The following is a 16,887-nucleotide window of genomic DNA, read 5'->3' as shown; positions in this document are numbered from 1 at the left end:
GACGGGCCGACGTCAGTCGGCAAAACTCCAGGCAAGTCGCCCTGTGGGCGAGCCTGTTCGTGGCCGGCTGCGGGCGTTCGCGGCGGACACGGCGTTGGAGGAACAGGCTTCTAGCGTCGCCGAGTGCGCGGCTGTCGTTCGCTTGGAAACGCGGAGCGAAGCAAGGCGAGCCAAAGCAAATCCCCCACGTCCGCTGCGCGGCCGTTCGCCCCCTTTATCAAAAGGGGCAGGGTGGATTTGCTCTGCATGTGCTGATGGCCCGCACCGCATCGCAGCGCGCGGCCTTCGATCAGGCGGTTTCGGCCTGCAACAGCGCGAGTTGTTCGCGCAAGGCATCGTTCTCGGCGGTCAGCTCGGCCACGCGCTGGCGCAGCGCCACGATCTGATCGGCGAGCGCGGCGTCCAGCGCCGAGGTTTCGCCCTCATCGCCTTCGCGCGGCTCGCGCGGTTTGCGCCGCGATTCGCGCACGCGCTTGGCCGCTTCCTTGAGTTCGCTTTTGCCGGCCAGGGCCGCGGCGCGCTGTTCGTCTTCCGGCAAGGTCGCGACCGCGGCGGCGGCATTGAGCGACAACGTGCCCGATTTCACCGCCGCCACCACTTCCGGCGCCGCCTGCTTGTGGATGGTTTCGATCAGGCCGACCTGGGCGGTGCTCAGGCGCGCTTCGCGGGCGATCTCGCCGCGTTGCTTGCGCGCGCCCGGTGCCGGCTTCGCCGCGGCTGCCGCGGCGGGCTGCGGCGTGTCGGCGCCCGGTTCGGCCGCCGAGGTGTCCCAGGGGGCGTCGTCGCTGCCAGCGTTGATCGTTGCCGCCGCCGGTGTGCCGGCGGCAGCGCGCTCGGCCAGGATCTCGCGCTTGCGCAGAGCCAGCACGCCGCGCTGGAAATCGGAGACGCTGCGCCGGCCGAGGTGCTGGTCGATCATCCACAGGTAGACGTCGTCGATCGACTGGAAGCGCGGGTTCTGCACGGTCTGGAACGGCAGGCCGTGCTTGCGGCAGATGCCGTAGCGGTTGTGGCCGTCGACCAGGACGTCGCCCCACAGCACCAGCGCGTCGCGGCAACCCTCGGCGAGGATGCTGCGCTCCAGCGCTTCGTGCTCTTCCTCCGTCAGCGGGTCGATATAGGCTTTGAGCTCTTGGTTGACGAGAATTTCCATGACGGGCACTGCAACTTCGGGCGCGGCATTGTAGGCAGATGCGGCCCATCGGTCAGCCCTGTGCCCATCCTGGCCTGCGGCCTTGCCGGTTGCGCCGGTGTTGGCGCGGTGCGGCGGATGAGCCGGATCGCCCCCTGCGGCAGGCTCAGTGGGGGCGCATCGGCGCTGGGCGGGTCCGGTCCTGAGCGTCGGGCGCCAGGACTGGCGCGGGCGCCTGGGTGTTCAGGGCAGCGAGTGCGCGCAACGATTCGGCGACCGGCGTCTTCGCCGCGTCGGCGGCCGCCATCTGCGCGCGGATATGGGCTGGGTCGCGCGGATCGCCCTGGACCACAAACAACTGCTCGGGCTGGCCCGGAGCGTGGCCGGCGACGACCTGATCGACGCGGCTCAAGCCGCTGCGCTTGGCCAGCACCAGCAGGCTTGCGGCGGTGCGTTCGCCGTCTTCGCCGTACCCCAGGCCCTGGCCTTGATGGATCGCGGCGACGCCGGCGCGGACCTGCCCGTACAAGCGGTGGTCCGGATGCTCGGCCAAGCGTGGGTCGCTGGAGGCCGCGGCCGGCATCGGCGGCAGGCGCCGCGCCGTTTCGTCGAACGGATTCTGCGGCCGATCGGGCAGGTGGCGCAGCAGTTCTCCGGCCACGCCGCGCGCGCCTTGCGCGAGCGCCGCCGCGATCGATGCGCCTTCGCGGGTCAACAGCATGTCGCTGCGGTACTTGTCGAACATCGGCCGATGTTGCTGCGCCAGTCGTTGCGCCTGCGGGTCGTCGAGCACCGAGCGGTCGCGCCGCCCCGCACCGTCGACCGGGAGAAAGTGGTGCATGCGGTGCGACTCCCAACCGGCCGCTGCCGCAGGCAGGGCGTAGCGGATGTCGAGGCGGTCGCCGTTGTCGGCATAGCGGCCGACCCGGGTCAGCGTATCGACCTCTTGTTCGACCGCGTACATGCGGACCCGGCCGAAATGCCGGCCGGCGGCGCTGACCATGTCGCCGGCCATGACGTGATTGAGCACCTGGATGCCGCCCTCGGGGATGCGATCGCGCAGGCTTGCGGCGCCATAGGGGTTGAAGGTCTCGCCGCCCAGACCGAAACGGTAGGCGCTGATCTGCGCCAGGCAACCGCCGAGCGAATGACCGGTGACCGACACCGGCACGTCGCGGCCGAGTTCGTGCTTCAAGCCCTGCGCATATTCCACGGCGCGGCGGGTCAGGCCGATGGCGTCGTCGGCCTGGCGGTTGACGCGCGCGGCGATCATGCCGCCGTCGGCGAGCAGACCGTCCTTGACGAACTCGCGGCCGAATTCGGTGCCGCGGTGCGCGACCACGATGGCGCCGGTGTCGAGGCGTTGGTAGATCGTGCCCTGGTAACCGGACGGGCGGTCGACGTGCTCGACGACTTTGTAGGTCACCTCGTCGATGCGCACTTTCTCTTCCAGGCCCCTGGCGCGGCGACCCGGTTGGTAGGGGCTGTAGGCGTCGCTGGCGAGGTTCGCGTACTGCTGGCTGTTCGTGCTCACGGCGTGCTCGCCCTCGGAATGAAGGTGACGGAGAAGACGTCCGCGCGGATCTCCTCGCGGTAAGTGCGCGGACCTTGGTAATCCAGGGCGACCGCATCCTGCGGATTGACCCGCGGACGCCCGTCGCGCCAGAAATGCAGGGTGCTGCCGCGCCCGGACAGCAGCGCCTCGCCCGGCAGCGTCGGGTCGATGGCGATGTCGCGATGCTCGCGGTCGGCGAGGTGCAGGCTGACGTGCAGCGCGGCGAGCTTCCAACGGCAGACGCCGAGGCCGTGGTAATCCTCGTCGCGCATCGCATCGGCGTGCACGGCGATGACATAGCGGTTGGCCGCCGTGCGGATATAGGTTGCCGGCAAGCTGTGTCGGGGCATCGGCCGTACCCCGGTGCCCGCCAGCTCGGGCACGCAGGACAGGTCCGTCACCTCGTACTGGGCCGCGCCCTGCAGCGTCAACACCGGCCCGGGCGCATCGTCGAGGCGCAGGGTGATCTCGTAACGTTGCTGCGGGTGCGGATTGCGTCGGTAGTGCGGCATGGTCGGCTCGGAGACATTGGAGCAAGCGCCGAGGGCCAGGGCGAAGACGAGGACCAGGCCGGGCGTGGCGGGGGTAGGGCGCATGCAAGCTGGTGGCGGAGGCGGACGAACGGCGCTGCGGCAACGACTCGGCAGCGCCGCTGTCGTCGCAGCGGTCGATGGCGCCGTGCGCGGTGTCGCGCGGTCAGGCCAGGCCATGCTCGACCGCGAGATAGACCAGGGACGCATCGCCCCTGACGTCGAGCTTGTCGAACACGCGCGAGCGGATCGTGCGCACGGTCGACTCGGTGACGCGCAACGAATCGGCGATGCGACGGATGCTTTCGCCCTTGACCATCAGCATCGCGACCTCGAGCTCGCGCGGGCTGAGTTGGTCGAACGGCGAAGAGTCGAACAACACCTGGCAGGCCAGGGCGTTGTCGAGGAAGCGCCGGCCGCTGGCCACTTCGCGCACGGCACGCAAGACCACCAGCGGATCGCTGGTCTTGCTGACGTAGCCCAGCGCGCCCGCGGCGAGCAAGCGCCGCGGAATCGGGCTGCGTTCGAGCATCGAGACGATCAGTACCTTGCGCTCGGGGTCCTGGCGCAGCAGGCGGCGGGTCAGGTCGAGGCCGTCGGTATCGGGCAGGTCGAAATCGCACACCACCAGGTCGATGGCGAACGTCGGGATCAAGGCCAGCGCATCGCGACCGTTGGCGGCTTCGCCGACCACTTCGATGTCGCCCGCTTCTTCCAGTACCCAGCGCATTCCGGTGCGCATGAGGGGGTGATCGTCGATCATGAAGACGCGGATCATTACGAACTCTCTTGCCAAGTCAGATCCATCTGGATGACATCTAATCTCAATAAAACCCCAGAGTTGGCAAGCATCGCTTCTCGAATTTGCTTTGTGTCCACAAGAACGTAGACATTTGTCTACAAGGCGTGGCCAAACGCGCACAACGAATCAGAGTTTTCCTACAACGCATTCCGGAATTCCGGTGCTAGCCTCACTCACGGATTCGATGTCGTTGCGATGCATCTACAACGACGACGCAGCCCGCGACCTCATTCGCAGACGGAGGCGTGCGAACGGCGACGAAACGCTCGCACCGCGGTCCCGTCGCGGCGGATATCCACTCTGGAGCGCGGGCCTGCCGTCCTGCGATTCGGGCGGCGCGACCCGGGCAACGCGACTTGCATGGCGCGACCCGGGCCGCTCGATTCGTAAAGCACCATGCGGAAGCACGATTCGTAAAGCACGGCTCGTAAAGCACGAACCGGAAAGCACGGTACGTACAGCACGACCTGGGAAGCACGGCCCGAACCACGCGATCCGAACCGTCGCCGTAAACAATAGCCTTCGAGGCGCACGCATCACATTGCCGCACGACGCAATGGCCGCGCCATCGGGCAGTGGGGCCATCGCGGGTCCGTGTGCGTGGCTGCGATTCGTAAGGTTTTTCCAGGCCGGAGTAGCGCCTTCCGGATGGCTGCGCAGCGTGCGCAGACCCAAGGCAGCGCGGTAATCAGGCCCCGGTCAGCGGGCCGTCCCGTCGGCAAGCCCGACCGCAACGAAGGGGAACGCAATGGCAGGGATGGATCGGGTGTCGAATGGGCTGCATGAGGCGTATCTCGCCGGCATCCAATCGGGGCTGGGCGACTTCGCCTTCTACAAGCTGATCGACGGCTACTTCAGCCACGAGATCGATGCCTTCGGCCTGCAGCTGATGGGGCGAATGATGGCCTGGGCCAGCAGCATCGTCCTGACGCTGGTGACCTTGTGGGTGCTGCTGGCGGGTTACCGCATCGTCACCGGGCAATCGCGCGAGCCGATGATGGCCTTGGTCGTCAATGCGATGCGGGTCGCCGTCATCGTGTCGGCCGCCACCGGCATGTCGATGTTCGGCGGCAGCCTGCACGGCTTGTTCACCGACAGCCTGGACCGCGAGATCCATCAGGTGTTCACCGGCGTCGAAGGGCGCACCGCCGCCGACAGCATCGACGAGAACCTGGCCTATACCCAGGTCGCCCTGGCGGCGATCGATGCGGTGCAGGTCGTCGACGGCGACGATGCGATGCGTGAGGAGAAGGCGCGGGCCTTGCTGTTCGCCGGCTTCGGTTCGGCCAGTCCGGCGATGACGGCCGGCGCGATGTTGCTGTTGTACAAATTCGGCATCGCCGTGTTCATCGGCCTCGGCCCCTTGTTCATCCTGTGCCTGCTCTTCGAGCAGACCAAGGAACTGTTCCGCAAGTGGTTGCTCTATGGCCTGGGTACGTTGTTCTCGATGGCGACGCTGAGCGTGGTCACGGCGATGGCGATGAAACTGCTGGCGAAAGTGGCGGTCGCGTTCTGGGTGTCGAAGGCCTTCAACGGCATCGTCGGTCTCGACGCCGAGGGCATGACCAGCCTGGCGATGCAGCAGGGCGGCATCGGCCTGATCCTGACCACCTTCATCGTCGTCGCACCACCGGTGGCAGCGGTGTTCTTCAACGGCACCATGGGCAACTTCGTGCATTACTCGGCGTTCGGCGGCGGTGCCGGCGCCGCATCCGCGCAGTCGGGCCAGGCCTCGGCCGGGTCGCATTTATCGCCGCGGTCGGGCAGCGAGCAGCGCGCCGCCACGCCGGCCTTGATGACCGGGGCGACGCACGAACTCGGCCGGCCGCCGTCGGGGCGCGAGTCGCGCGGCGAAGATTCGGTGCGGAGGGTCTGATGGCGATGCGCGAGCGTCCATTCCGGCACTGCAAACGCGCGATCTGCATCGCCGTGTTGGCGTTGTCTGCCGTATCGGCGGGGGCCGCCTGGGCGGAAGGCGGATGCCCGCCTGGCACGGTTCCCTACACCGCGGCCTCGCCGAACGCCTGCGCGCCGATGCCCAATAGCCCCGCCCCGCGCGGGGCGGCGGGACCGCGTTGGGCCAGCCAATGGGGCGCGCTCGCCTTCGATGCGGCCGCCGGCATCATGGGGGCGGCCAGCGACACGCGCAGCAAGCGCGAGGCCAAACGCATCGCCCTGGAGGATTGCCGCGCGCGCGGCGGCCAGGCCTGCAAGGTCGAGATGAGCTATCGCGACAGCTGCGTGGTGGTGGTCGCCGGAGACCGCCAATCGGACACGACGACCGCAAGCAGCGCCGAACGCGCCGCGGAAATCGGCTTGGGCGCTTGCGAGGCGCGCAAGGATCGGCGTTGTCAGTTGTATTACGCGGAGTGCAGTTTTCCGGTGCGGGAACGTTAGCGGTGTGGCCTCGTATCGCTGAGGTTGGCGATGCGATTGCATCGTTTCGATTCTTGCCTCTTGCGCGGGGGATGAGCCGCAAGGCCCTACGGCGCGGCCGCGGCTTGTGACCGCAGGAAATTCCTGTGGGGCGCGGCTTCTGCCCCGGAGCAGCGTTGCCTTCTTTGCCTTTGCCGTTGCCGTTGCCGTTGCTGTTGCTGTTGCTGTTGCTGTTGCTGTTGCTGTGCGTCGCAGCGCCCTCGCGAGGGCGGCGGAAGACCCGGAGGGCGGCCCGCATGGATGCGGGCCGTTTTTCATCGGGACAGGGATGTCCCGTATGAAAAATCCCCGCGTCGGCGTCGCTCGTGCGGGCCTGTGATTCAAAACAAAAGCATTTTTCTTTGGTTACTTTCTTTTGTTGCTTTAGACAAAAGAAAGTTACCCGCCGCTTTAGTGGCGGAAGCTCTTATCGTTTGATCTTGATATCGCTCGATTGTTCGAGGCGCCGCAAGACCTTCGCAGCGCGGTCGCGACTTGCGTCGCTCCTACAGGGGAAGGATTCGCGACGTGCCCTTCTACAAGCAAGTGCAGAGCTTCCGTCCGCTAACGCGGCCGGGTTACTTTCTTTTGCTAAGCCCAAAAGAAAAGTAACCAAAGAAAAGGGCTCTCCTTGCAAGGGCACAGGCCACGAGTGCGTAGCTCGCGCCGGGATTTTCCGATAGGACATCCTTGTCCTATCGAAAAACGGCGCACGTCCTGTGCGCCGCCCTCCGGGTCTCCACTTGACCGGCAAAGCAGCAAAGCAGATCAAAATCTCTGCAACTGCAACTGCAACTGCAACTGCAACTGCAACTGCTCGCCAGAGCTTCAAACCGACAGCAGGGTTCGGGTGGCCCGCCATTCCAGGGTAGGCTTGAAGCCAAACAGCGCATCCAATTATTTGCGCCGCAGCGCATGACCCTCGCGCTGCATCTGCCGATGATGCCGCTCCGCGCAGGCGGGGCCGCAGTACAGTCGCTGCGGGTCGTCGTCGAACGGCTCCAGGCAGGTGTGGTTCAAGCAATAGCCGGCGGCCGGCGGCCGGGTCGCCGCTTCGGCGGCCAATTGATGGGCCTGCAGCGATTGGGCGAGATTGATCTCCTCGAATTGCTGCGCTTGATCGATGATGTCGCTCATGGATGGATCGAATCCTTGGGAAAGGCGCCGACGCGAAGTCGTCGCGGGGAGGCAGGTCGAACGCGGCAGGGCCGGTCCGATATGGCGGACCAGGCGGCCGTGTTCGTGTCCGCATCAGCCTTCCATCGCCGCGTCCCACCGGCTGACACGCGGGCGCGGATGGCCGGGGCGAAATCGCATGGCCTGCGCGATTTGCGCCGTGGTTCACGCTGCGATGCGGATGGGCTGAACCGAATCCCTACGGCATGAGGTCATGACATGACGTGCGCATGAACGAAGTCCATAAATGCGGCGCGCGTATCTCGAGGTGAGACGTCGGCTCGCTAAGGTGTCGTCATCGGCCATCGCGCGGCCGAGTGGAGTGCGCCATGACGTTCGAGACCCGTCCCGATCGCGGCCCGGAACCCAGCCGCGCCATGCAGGCCCTGTACGACGCGACCTGGTTCGCGTTGTGCGAAGGCGACCGTTATTCGGCGATGGGTCGGCGCGCTGTCGCCAACTCGTTCTACAAGCTGCTGCCGCTCCTGGCCGAAGCGCGCAAGGCCATGGCGCTCGAGACCGCCGCCGTCCAGGTTGCGGGCGATAGCGCGGCGATGGCGGGCGAGCGTGCGCTGTGCATGCTGCCCTTGGCCGGCATCGGGACCATCGACGCGGCCTCGTCGTCGCTGGCGCAGGACGAATGAATCGGTGCGGACCGGTCTAGCCGACGGGGCGATGCCGGTTCGATCGTCGTTGTCGGCATCGCGCCGGCCGCGGGCCACGGATGCGATCGGTCCGCGGCACTGCTTGGGCCGGCCAGCCCCATTCGATCCGGCTTGCTCCGATCCGATCCGATCCGGGCCGGGCCGGCCCAAGGCCCTGGTTTTCCTGCGTTTCAGGGCCGTCGCCGCGGGCGCGCGAGGCCCGACAGGCGACGAAGCAGCCGGCTCCGGCTATGATCCCCGGACCGACACAAGGGAAGTGGATCGATGATCAAGTTGGCTTGGGTACTCGGCTTCACCGCAATGCTCGCTTTACCCGCCGGGATCGCTTCCGCCGCCGAACCCAATGCGCCCGCCGCACCGGCTGCCCCGCCTGCCGCTGCGACCGCCGACACCAGTGCCGCCGACAAGGCCTTGCACGACACCATCGCCGGGCTCGATACGCAGGTGTTCGACGCGTTCAACCGCTGCACCGATCCGAAGCAGCTCAAGCGCTATTCGGATTATTTCTCGTCCGACGTCGAGTTCTATCACGACATCGGCGGCGTCTCCTGGACGCGCGAATCGATGATCGCCCAGACCCGTGCCGGCGCCTGCGGCAAGATCCGTCGCGAGCTGATCCCGGGCACGGTCAAGGTGCGTGCGATCAAGAACTACGGTGCGTTGGAAACCGGGCAGCATCGTTTTTGCCAGGTCAAGACCGGACAGTGCGACGGCATCAGCGACTTCTTGTTGATCTGGCGCCAGCAGGCCGATCATTGGGAAGTCGGCCGCGTGATCAGCTACGGCCACGTCGACAGCAAGCCTTGATCGGCTTCGCGGCCCTGAGCGGGACCGCGCGGGCCTGAGGCCCGCATCGGCGCGACCCGCGTCGTGTTTGCGGTCGCGTCCCACTGAGTCTGTTCGAAAGCAAACCCTTCCCCGCGCTCGGCAGCCCGTGCCCAGCAGGGGAAGGCTTCGGCGTGTCCGCTAGACCGGTTGTCCGGTGAGCGCCAGGGCGAGTCGGCCTTCGCGACGGGTGTTGCAGCGTCTGCCCAGCAAACGCCGGGCAGCGCAACCCACGCACTAACCTCTGCCCAGCAAACGCCGGGCAACGGATGATCAGGACTTCTTCGGCGGCGGCAGCGCCTTGGCGTGAACCTTGTTGCCTTCGGCGAGCAGTGCGTTCGGCGCCAGCACGATGGTCTCGCCCGGGCGGACGCCGCTGAGGATCTCGATCTCGTTGCCGAGGTTGCGGCCCAGGGTGACGTCGCGATAGGCGATGGTCGAGTCGCTCTTGAGGGCGACGATCTGGGCGCCGCTGGCGCGCTGGACCACGGTCGACACCGGCAGCACCACCGCCGCGGCCGCGCGCGGCAGGTGCAGGCGCACCGTGCCGACCATGCCCGCCGGGATGCGGCTGTCAGGGTTGGGCAGGCGCAGCTCGGTGCGCATCGCCCCGGCCTCGCGCGAGAGGTTGCGCGCGCTGCGTGCGACCTGGGCCTTGAAGACCTGCCCGGGCAATTCCGGGAAGCTGACTTCCGCTTCCAGGCCCGGTTCGATCTGCAGGGCGGCGTTCTGCGGCACGTCGACGACCACGCGCAGCGGGTCGAGCACGTTGACCTCGAACATCGGCGCGCTGGCCGAGGCCGAATCGCCGACCACGCGATCGCCGCGCTCGATGTTGCGCGCCACCACCACGCCGGCGAACGGCGCGCGCACCGCCTGGAACGACTGCCGTTCCAGGGCCGCGGTCAGGCGCGCCTGGGCGGCGTTGCGCGCCGCGACCGCGACATCAAAGCCGCCCTTGCGGTCGCTGAAGTATTCCTTGGAGATCGCGCCCGAACCGATCAGCGCCTGGGCGCGGTCGTAGTTGACCTTGGCCAGTTCCTGGTCGGCCGCGGTCTGGGCGAGCACGGCGCGCGCTTCGCGCACCGATTGGTCGATCTCCGGCGCGGAGATCGTCGCCAGCACCTGGCCGGCGGCGACGCGGTCGCCGAGTTCGACCTTGCGTTCGCTGACGAAGCCGGTCGCGCGGGCGTACAACTGCGCCGACTCGCCGGCCTGCGCGCGTGCGGGCAGGGACAACTCGGTGATCGGGTCGGCGGCCTTGGCCTGCACGGTGAGCACTTCGGGCAGGGCGGCGGCCGGTGCGGTCTCGGCGTCGCTGCGGCCGCAGCCCGACAGCGCGGCCAGCAGGGCCGCGGCCAAGGCGGTGCGCAACAGCGGGCCGTTGAGGACGATGTTCATGGAGCGACTCCTGCGGCGATGGCGGCGGCGCCGACCGGGTCGGTCTGCGCCTGCGGTTTCCGGCGGCGGCCGATCACGGCCAGGATGGAAGGAACCAGGATCAGGGTGGCCGGCGTGCCGAACAGCAGGCCGCCGATCACCGCGCGGCCGAGCGGCGCGTTCTGTTCGCCGCCGTCGCCCAGGCCGATCGCCATCGGGATGATGCCGAGCACCATCGCGCAGGCGGTCATCAACACCGGGCGCAAACGCACCGCGGCGGATTCGTAGGCGGCCAGTTCCGGGTCGTGGCCGTCGGCGATCAGGCCGCGCGCAAAGCTGGTGACCAGCACGCTGTTGGCGGTGGACACCCCGATCACCATCATCACGCCCATCAGCGCCGGCACGCTCAGCGGCGTGCCGGTGACGAACAGGCCGATCGCCGCGCCGGCGATCGCCACCGGCAGGCCCGACATCGCGACCAGCGGCTGGATCCACGACTGGAAGTTCACCACCAGCACCAGGAACACCAGGATCGCCGACATCAACAAGCCGGCGGCGAGCTCGCCGTAGGCGCTCTGCATCTCGCCGGCCTGGCCGACGATCTCGATGCGGTTGCCGGGCTTGAGCTGGGCGCCGAGCTCGCCGGTGATCGCGGTCAGCCGGTCGTAGACCGAGCCCAGGTCGGTGCCTTGCACGTTGGCGACCACGCTGATGGTCGGCGCCAGAGTGGTGCGGGCGATACTGGCGGGGACGTTGCGCGGCGTGACCGTGGCGATGTTGCGCAACAACACCGCCTGGCCGTCGGCGCCGATGCGCAGCGGCGCGTTGAGCAGGGCGTCGATGTTCTGCAGGCGGTCGATCGGCGCCTGCACCTGCACGGTGTAGGCGATGGCGTTGACGGTGTCGGTCCAGTACACCGGCGAGACCGTGCCGGCCGAACCGAGCACCGCGAGCACGGCGCGGCTGGCCTGCTGCGCGTCGAGGCCGAGTTGGGCGGCGCGGGTGCGATCGATCTTGACCTGGTACTCGGGCTGGTCGAGCACCTGGCGCAGGGCGATATCGACCGCGCCCGGCACCTGGTGCAGGCGTTGCTCGATCTGGCGCGCGGCGGCGAGGTTGCCGGGCACGTCGCGGCCGATCAGGCGCACCTCGAAGGCGGCCGCGGCGGAACCGGCGAGGGTGCGGCTGGTCGCGTCGGGCGGACGCTCGAACAGCTTCACGTCGGGGAAGCGCTCGGCGATGCGCTGGCGGATCTTGACCAGGTAATCGTGGCTGTTGGCGTGCGGCGAACGCAGCTGCAGCATGATCTCGGCCTCGAACGAACCGACCACGGTGCTGTCGACCAGCGACAGGTTGATCGCGTCGGGCACGCCGATCTGTTCGTACACCGTCTGCAGTTCGGCCGGCGGGATGATGCTGCGGATCTCGCGCTGGATGTCGCTGACCCGCGCCGCGGTCTCTTCCAGGCGTGTGCCGGTCGGCAGGCGCACTTGCAGGCGCAGTTGGCCGGCGTCGACCTGGGGGAAATACTCGCGGCCCAGCGACATCGCCGCGAGCGCGCCGGCGCCGAACACCAGCACCGCGACCAGTCCCAGCACGGCGCCGTGATGGCCGAGCCGGATCAGCAGCGCATGGTGCTTGTCGCGCAGCCGGTCGAGCACGTGTTCGACTTTATGGCTGACCTTGAGCAACAGCTTTTCCGGCGCCCAGCGCGGGTTGGCGCGGCTGGCGATGTCGGCCGGCAGCAGCAGGTAGCACAGCACCGGGATCAGGGTGCGCGAGAGCAGGAACGAGGCCAGCATGGCGAAGATCACCGCCAATGCGAGCGGGGTGAACACCCACGCCGACAACCCGGTCATCAGCAGGATCGGCGTCAGCACGATGCAGATCGCGATGGTCGAGACCATCTCCGGGAACACCACTTCCTTGGCGCTGTCGAGGATCGCGGTGCGCACGTCCTTGCCCAGGGCGATGTTGCGGTTGGTGTTTTCGACGTCGACCACCGCGTTGTCGACCAGGATGCCGATCGCCAGCGCCAGGCCGCCCAGGGTCATGACGTTGAAGGTGTAGCCGAGCAGATGGAGCATCGCCACCGAGGCGAGCAGGGCCAGCGGAATCGCCGACAGCACGATCATGCTCGAGCGCCAGGAACCGATGAACACCAATACCACCAGGGCCACCAGCAGGCCGACCAGCACCGCTTCGTGTTCGATCGAACCGATCGCGTTGTCGACGAACACCGACTGGTCGAAGATCGGCTGGATGCGCGTGCCCGGCGGCGCCGAGGCTTCGATTTCCGGCAGGCGTTCGCGGATCGCGCGCACGATCTCCACCGCGGATGCGCCGCCGAGCTTGATCAGCGCCACCGACACTGCGCTGGAGCCGTCCATGCGCGCGATGTTGGTCTGCAGCGCGCCGCCGTCGCGCACCGAGGCTACGTCGCGCACGTAGATCACCACGCCGTTGCGCGCAGTCACCGGAATTTCCAGGAACTCGGCCGCGGTGGCCGGGCTGGTGTCGATCGAGATCTGCATCTCGCGGCGGCCTTCGCGGATCGAACCCGAGGGCAGGGTCGGGCTGCCGCGTTCGAGCGCGCCGGTGACGTCGGCCGGGGTCAGGCCGTAGGTCTGCAGCTTGGCCGGGTCCAGGTCGACCATGATCTGCCGCGGCGCGCCGCCGTAGGGCAGGGTCATGCGGATGCCGGGGATGGTCTGGATCTGCGAACGCAGTTGCAGGCGGGCGTAGTCGTAGAGCTGGGCCTCGGTCAACGAGTCCGAGGACAGCACCAGTTGCAGCACCGGCGTGCTCGACACGTTGTTGCGCACCACCAGCGGCGGCGAGGTGCCCGGCGGCATGCGCCGCAGGATCGTCTGCGAGACCGCGGTGATCTGCACCAGGGCGCGGTCGAGGCTGACGGTGGGCTGGAAATCGATGCGCACGATGCTGGCGCCGTTGAGCGTTTCCGAACGCACTTCCTTGAGATCGTCGACGGTGTTGAGAATCGCCGCCTCCGAGAACGAGGTCATCTTCGCGGCGACGTCGGCCGCGGGCAGGCCGGTGTAGGTCCAGACCAGGTTGACCGAGGGGATGCCGACCTCGGGCAGGATGTCGGTCGGCATCTTGCGCGCCGACAACACGCCGAACAGCAGGATCAGGATCGCCAGGACGCCGATGGTGTAGCGGCGGCTCAGGGCGTATTGGACTATCCACATCGCGAGGGGTTTCCGACGGCTGGATGAGTGGAGCGGTGGTCCGCGCTGCGCGGCCGGGTCGTCGGTCGCATGACGTGGCAATGGCTGTGCGTTTGCCGCAAGCGGCGGCGGGCGTTCGACGGCGTGTCGGCGTCCGCGGCGTTGGCGGTCGGGTTCCGGCCCGGTGGGACGAATCGGGCTGGCGCCTGCCGCGCCGGTCCGCACGGCCCGCTCCGGAGCCGATGCCCGCGGTCGGCGGGCGTCGCCCCATTCAGGACGGCGTCGTCGCGCGCAGGCTCGTCGCCCGCCGGACCCTTGCCGTGGCATCCGACGGGAGATTGGGCATAACTTAGTCCCTGGGTCGCCGGCGCGTTAGTACATTACTGTTGCATCATTGCCTATTCCTGCAATTCGGCCGAAGCGGCACAGTCTTAGGCCAGATTCGTGCCGATAATCGTCGCAACCCGATAGTCGACGGGAAGCCATGAACGCCAATACTTCCGCAGAATCGATCGCCCAACGGGGAAGCTGCGCGGCGCTGGCCGAGTTGGTCGACCGGATTGCCCGATTGACGCACGGCGACGGAGTGCACCCGACCGGGGTCGGCGCCCTGCAGCTGATCCGCATGAGCGCGCCGACCGAGTGCTCGCCCTCGGTGTACGAACCGCGCCTGTGCATCGTCGCCCAGGGCCGCAAGATCGTGACTCTGTCCGACCGCACTTATCACTACGACCCGCTCAATTACCTGGTGGTGTCGGTGACCCTGCCGATGATCGGCCAGGTCGTCGAGGCCACGCCCGACAAGCCCTATCTGTGCCTGCGCATCGACATCGACCCGGCCGACATCGCCCGCTTGCTGGTCGACGCCGGGCAGTCGCTGGCCGAGCGCGGCTACGGCAGCAGCCACCATTCGGCCGATCTCGGCCTGTACGCGGCCCGCGTCAACAAGACCCTGATGGATGCGGTGCTGCGCCTGATGCGGCTGCTCGATACGCCGCAGGACCTGCCGGTGCTGGCGCCGCTGGCCCTGCGCGAGATCTTCTACCGCGTGCTGATGGGCGACCTCGGCCATCGTCTGCGCGCGCTGACCGTCAGCGACAGCCGTTCCAACCGTATCGCCAAGGCGGTGGCGGTGCTGCGCCAGTGCTATCTGCAACCGCTGAGCATCGAAGCCCTGGCCGAGCAGGTGCACATGAGCACTTCGTCGCTGCACCATCAGTTCAAGGCGGTGACCACGATGTCGCCGTTGCAGTTCCAGAAGCAGTTGCGCCTGCACGAGGCGCGCCGGCTGATGATGGTCAACGGCGTCGAGGCGGTGGTCGCCGCGCATCGCGTGGGCTACGAGAGCCCCTCGCAGTTCAGTCGCGAGTACAAGCGTTTGTTCGGCGCGCCGCCGCGCGCGGAAGTGGTGCAGGCGCGCCGCGCGCCGCAGAGCTGACCGGCCGAGTCGAGGCGCCTGCATCGAGGCGCCGCAGATTCGCGTGCTTGGATAGGCCGATCGGTTCGCGCTGCCACGCGCGCATCCATCGCGCACTCACCTTCGCTCACCCACGCTTGCGCTCGCTAACGATGCGCAGGCGCAACGCGTGCGCTGTAAGCAGTAACGCAAACGAAGTGCGTTGCAGGACAGCGTAGGCGGCGCGAACGCAAATAAACCCCGGATATTTTTCTTTTGCCGCGCGCGTCGCATTTTTGCCCGCGACGCATCGGTAGCTTCTGCGCTCGATGCGAGTGGAGCCAGCGATTGCGATCGCCAGCCAAGCCGGATTCGTCGGCGTGGAATCGCAATACACCAGCACAGGGACGCTGCCTGCACCGCGACGAAGCGAAAGCCTTCGCTTCGTTAGACCAAGGAGCAGGGGTCCCGCCATGACATACCGATATCGCCGCAGTCTGATGCTGTCGGCGTCCGCAGCCTTGATCGCCTTGGGCGGTTGCGTCGACAGCGGCGTGAAGCCCGAGCCGCACGACAAACTGACGCGCGCCGATATCCGCTCGCAGGCCACCTTGCCGCCGCTGAGCTGGCAGATTCCGCTCGACGTCGACGTGACTCAGGGCAATCCAAGCCTGCAGGACCTGCAGGACGATTTCGATCTGCTGTCGTGGCAGACCTTCGTTGCGGTGAATTGGCCCGCCAGCACCAACGGCAATCCGAATACCGGCACCACCATCGGCGCCAACCTTCCGACGGTGTGGGAAAACTGGAAGGAAAGTCGCGAGGTCTTCCTGCCCGGCGGCGCCACGCCGCCGGCGTGGGGCACCGACTCGCCGCCGCCCGAAGTGTGCAAGGGCATGGGCGACGGCACTCTCAACCTGACCCAGGTCGGCAAGACCCCGAACGTACTCGACGAAAGCGCCGAGCCGTTCGAGACCGGCCCGCTGATCGACCAGAACGGCCAGTACGTGCGCTTCGCGATCATGATGAACCAGGACATGTTCGACCGCATCGTCAGCGACCAGCTGTACAGCAAGGCCGGCCAGGCCGCCTTCAACAAGCCGGCCGACTTCGCCCAGAAACAGACGCCGAGCAACGTCGGCGCGATCATGATCAAGTCCTCGTGGAAGGTGATGAGCGGCAACGACGACCCGAGCCGCTTCCACACCATCAAGGCCCTGGTCTACACCAACCCGGGCGAGCACGAAGGCGTGTCGGCGTCGTGCAAGTTGCAGACGATGGGACTGGTCGGCCTGCACATCGTGCACAAGACCAAGCGCGCACCGCAGTGGGTGTGGTCGACCTTCGAGCACGTCGACAACGCGCCGAGCCTGGGCGAGCCGCAGTCGAAGCCGAGCTATAACTTCTTCAAAAAGAACTGCACTGCCTGCCTGGCCAACGAGCCGCCGCCGCGGCCGTGGAACCCGAACGCGAGCTACACCCAGCCGACCCAGGTGGTGCGCGAGATTCCGCTGACCGATGCGACGCAAAAGCTCAACGCCCAATACCAGGCCTTGCTGCGCAGCGCCAATGCGAGTTCGGTCTGGGCCAACTACGAGCTGATCAGCACGCAGTGGCCGACCAAGGCGAACAACCCGATCGACCCCAGCGGCACGCCCGCGCCGGTCTTCCTCGCCAACGCGACCCTGGAGACCTACATCCAGGGCAAGACGCAGCAAGGCTCGTCGAGCTGCATGGGCTGCCACAACAACGCCACCATGACCAACGGCATGACCTCGGATTTCACCTACCTGCTGCAGCGCGCGCAATAAGGAGCCTTT

13 protein-coding genes are annotated in these 16,887 nt (G+C 67.4%); 6 read left to right on the top strand and 7 right to left on the bottom strand.

Annotated features, from left to right (window positions below; translation table 11 throughout):
* Nucleotides 1-289: 289 nt before the first annotated feature.
* The 4 genes from LC490_RS15550 to LC490_RS15535 all read right to left on the bottom strand — a co-directional run bounded on the left by LC490_RS15550 (nucleotide 290) and on the right by LC490_RS15535 (nucleotide 3,980).
* Entirely contained in the window at nucleotides 290-1,153 is an 864-nt protein-coding gene (locus LC490_RS15550) for a plasmid replication/partition related protein (RefSeq protein WP_223620761.1), read from the bottom strand.
* Nucleotides 1,154-1,298: 145 nt separating this feature from the next.
* Nucleotides 1,299-2,666: an XVIPCD domain-containing protein gene (locus LC490_RS15545; RefSeq protein WP_051884255.1), complete on the bottom strand. Its 1,368-nt coding sequence runs from the start codon at nucleotides 2,664-2,666 to the stop codon at nucleotides 1,299-1,301.
* Nucleotides 2,663-3,283, bottom strand: a complete 621-nt coding sequence (locus tag LC490_RS15540; protein ID WP_223620760.1) for a hypothetical protein — start codon at nucleotides 3,281-3,283, stop codon at nucleotides 2,663-2,665. Before LC490_RS15540 ends, LC490_RS15545 begins: the two co-directional genes overlap by 4 nt.
* Before the next feature lie 100 nt (nucleotides 3,284-3,383).
* A complete protein-coding gene (locus LC490_RS15535; RefSeq protein WP_223620887.1) occupies nucleotides 3,384-3,980 on the bottom strand; it encodes a response regulator transcription factor in 597 nt (198 codons plus the stop codon).
* Between the two features lie 787 nt (nucleotides 3,981-4,767).
* Between LC490_RS15535 and LC490_RS15530 the strand changes: the two genes are divergently transcribed.
* Together LC490_RS15530 and LC490_RS15525 are read left to right on the top strand one after the other, a co-directional pair.
* Entirely contained in the window at nucleotides 4,768-5,895 is a 1,128-nt protein-coding gene (locus tag LC490_RS15530) for a type IV secretion system protein (RefSeq protein WP_223620759.1), read from the top strand.
* Nucleotides 5,895-6,416 carry a DUF4189 domain-containing protein gene (locus tag LC490_RS15525; RefSeq protein WP_223620758.1) on the top strand — a complete coding sequence of 174 codons (522 nt, stop codon included), beginning with the start codon at nucleotides 5,895-5,897 and terminating at the stop codon, nucleotides 6,414-6,416. The genes LC490_RS15530 and LC490_RS15525 overlap by 1 nt, the downstream gene beginning before the upstream one ends.
* Before the next feature lie 915 nt (nucleotides 6,417-7,331).
* Here the strand turns inward: LC490_RS15525 and LC490_RS15520 are convergent.
* Nucleotides 7,332-7,571 (bottom strand): hypothetical protein, encoded by a 240-nt coding sequence (locus LC490_RS15520; RefSeq protein ID WP_223620757.1) that lies wholly within the window; start codon nucleotides 7,569-7,571, stop codon nucleotides 7,332-7,334.
* Between the two features lie 368 nt (nucleotides 7,572-7,939).
* On the opposite strand from LC490_RS15520, the gene LC490_RS15515 reads away from it, so the two are divergent.
* Nucleotides 7,940-8,254: a hypothetical protein gene (locus LC490_RS15515; RefSeq protein ID WP_031371969.1), complete on the top strand. Its 315-nt coding sequence runs from the start codon at nucleotides 7,940-7,942 to the stop codon at nucleotides 8,252-8,254.
* A gap of 285 nt (nucleotides 8,255-8,539) precedes the next feature.
* Nucleotides 8,540-9,082: a nuclear transport factor 2 family protein gene (locus LC490_RS15510; protein ID WP_223620756.1), complete on the top strand. Its 543-nt coding sequence runs from the start codon at nucleotides 8,540-8,542 to the stop codon at nucleotides 9,080-9,082.
* A 291-nt stretch (nucleotides 9,083-9,373) separates the two neighbouring features.
* On the opposite strand, the gene LC490_RS15505 is transcribed toward LC490_RS15510, so the two are convergent.
* On the bottom strand, nucleotides 9,374-10,501 hold the full coding sequence (locus LC490_RS15505; protein ID WP_223620755.1) for an efflux RND transporter periplasmic adaptor subunit: 1,128 nt from the start codon (nucleotides 10,499-10,501) through the stop codon (nucleotides 9,374-9,376).
* Nucleotides 10,498-13,692 (bottom strand): efflux RND transporter permease subunit, encoded by a 3,195-nt coding sequence (locus LC490_RS15500; RefSeq protein WP_223620754.1) that lies wholly within the window; start codon nucleotides 13,690-13,692, stop codon nucleotides 10,498-10,500. Before LC490_RS15500 ends, LC490_RS15505 begins: the two co-directional genes overlap by 4 nt.
* A gap of 463 nt (nucleotides 13,693-14,155) precedes the next feature.
* Between LC490_RS15500 and LC490_RS15495 the strand changes: the two genes are divergently transcribed.
* Together LC490_RS15495 and LC490_RS15490 are read left to right on the top strand one after the other, a co-directional pair.
* Nucleotides 14,156-15,109, top strand: coding sequence for an AraC family transcriptional regulator (locus tag LC490_RS15495; RefSeq protein ID WP_223620753.1), 954 nt, complete (start codon nucleotides 14,156-14,158; stop codon nucleotides 15,107-15,109).
* 431 nt (nucleotides 15,110-15,540) lie between these two features.
* On the top strand, nucleotides 15,541-16,878 hold the full coding sequence (locus LC490_RS15490) for a hypothetical protein (RefSeq protein ID WP_223620752.1): 1,338 nt from the start codon (nucleotides 15,541-15,543) through the stop codon (nucleotides 16,876-16,878).
* Nucleotides 16,879-16,887: the final 9 nt, after the last annotated feature.

It is taken from the genome of Lysobacter sp. ESA13C (assembly GCF_019970005.1).
GTDB lineage: Bacteria > Pseudomonadota > Gammaproteobacteria > Xanthomonadales > Xanthomonadaceae > Lysobacter > Lysobacter antibioticus_B.
This window is presented reverse-complemented; position numbering and strand designations above follow the sequence as displayed.

Coding starts and splice junctions, on each gene's coding strand:
- LC490_RS15535 (WP_223620887.1), bottom strand. CDS start 3,980: ATGATCGACGATCACCCCCTCATGCGCACCGGAATGCGCTGGGTACTG.
- LC490_RS15540 (WP_223620760.1), bottom strand. CDS start 3,283: ATGCGCCCTACCCCCGCCACGCCCGGCCTGGTCCTCGTCTTCGCCCTG.
- LC490_RS15495 (WP_223620753.1), top strand. CDS start 14,156: ATGAACGCCAATACTTCCGCAGAATCGATCGCCCAACGGGGAAGCTGC.
- LC490_RS15505 (WP_223620755.1), bottom strand. CDS start 10,501: ATGAACATCGTCCTCAACGGCCCGCTGTTGCGCACCGCCTTGGCCGCG.
- LC490_RS15550 (WP_223620761.1), bottom strand. CDS start 1,153: ATGGAAATTCTCGTCAACCAAGAGCTCAAAGCCTATATCGACCCGCTG.
- LC490_RS15490 (WP_223620752.1), top strand. CDS start 15,541: ATGACATACCGATATCGCCGCAGTCTGATGCTGTCGGCGTCCGCAGCC.
- LC490_RS15525 (WP_223620758.1), top strand. CDS start 5,895: ATGGCGATGCGCGAGCGTCCATTCCGGCACTGCAAACGCGCGATCTGC.
- LC490_RS15510 (WP_223620756.1), top strand. CDS start 8,540: ATGATCAAGTTGGCTTGGGTACTCGGCTTCACCGCAATGCTCGCTTTA.
- LC490_RS15500 (WP_223620754.1), bottom strand. CDS start 13,692: ATGTGGATAGTCCAATACGCCCTGAGCCGCCGCTACACCATCGGCGTC.
- LC490_RS15520 (WP_223620757.1), bottom strand. CDS start 7,571: ATGAGCGACATCATCGATCAAGCGCAGCAATTCGAGGAGATCAATCTC.
- LC490_RS15530 (WP_223620759.1), top strand. CDS start 4,768: ATGGCAGGGATGGATCGGGTGTCGAATGGGCTGCATGAGGCGTATCTC.
- LC490_RS15515 (WP_031371969.1), top strand. CDS start 7,940: ATGACGTTCGAGACCCGTCCCGATCGCGGCCCGGAACCCAGCCGCGCC.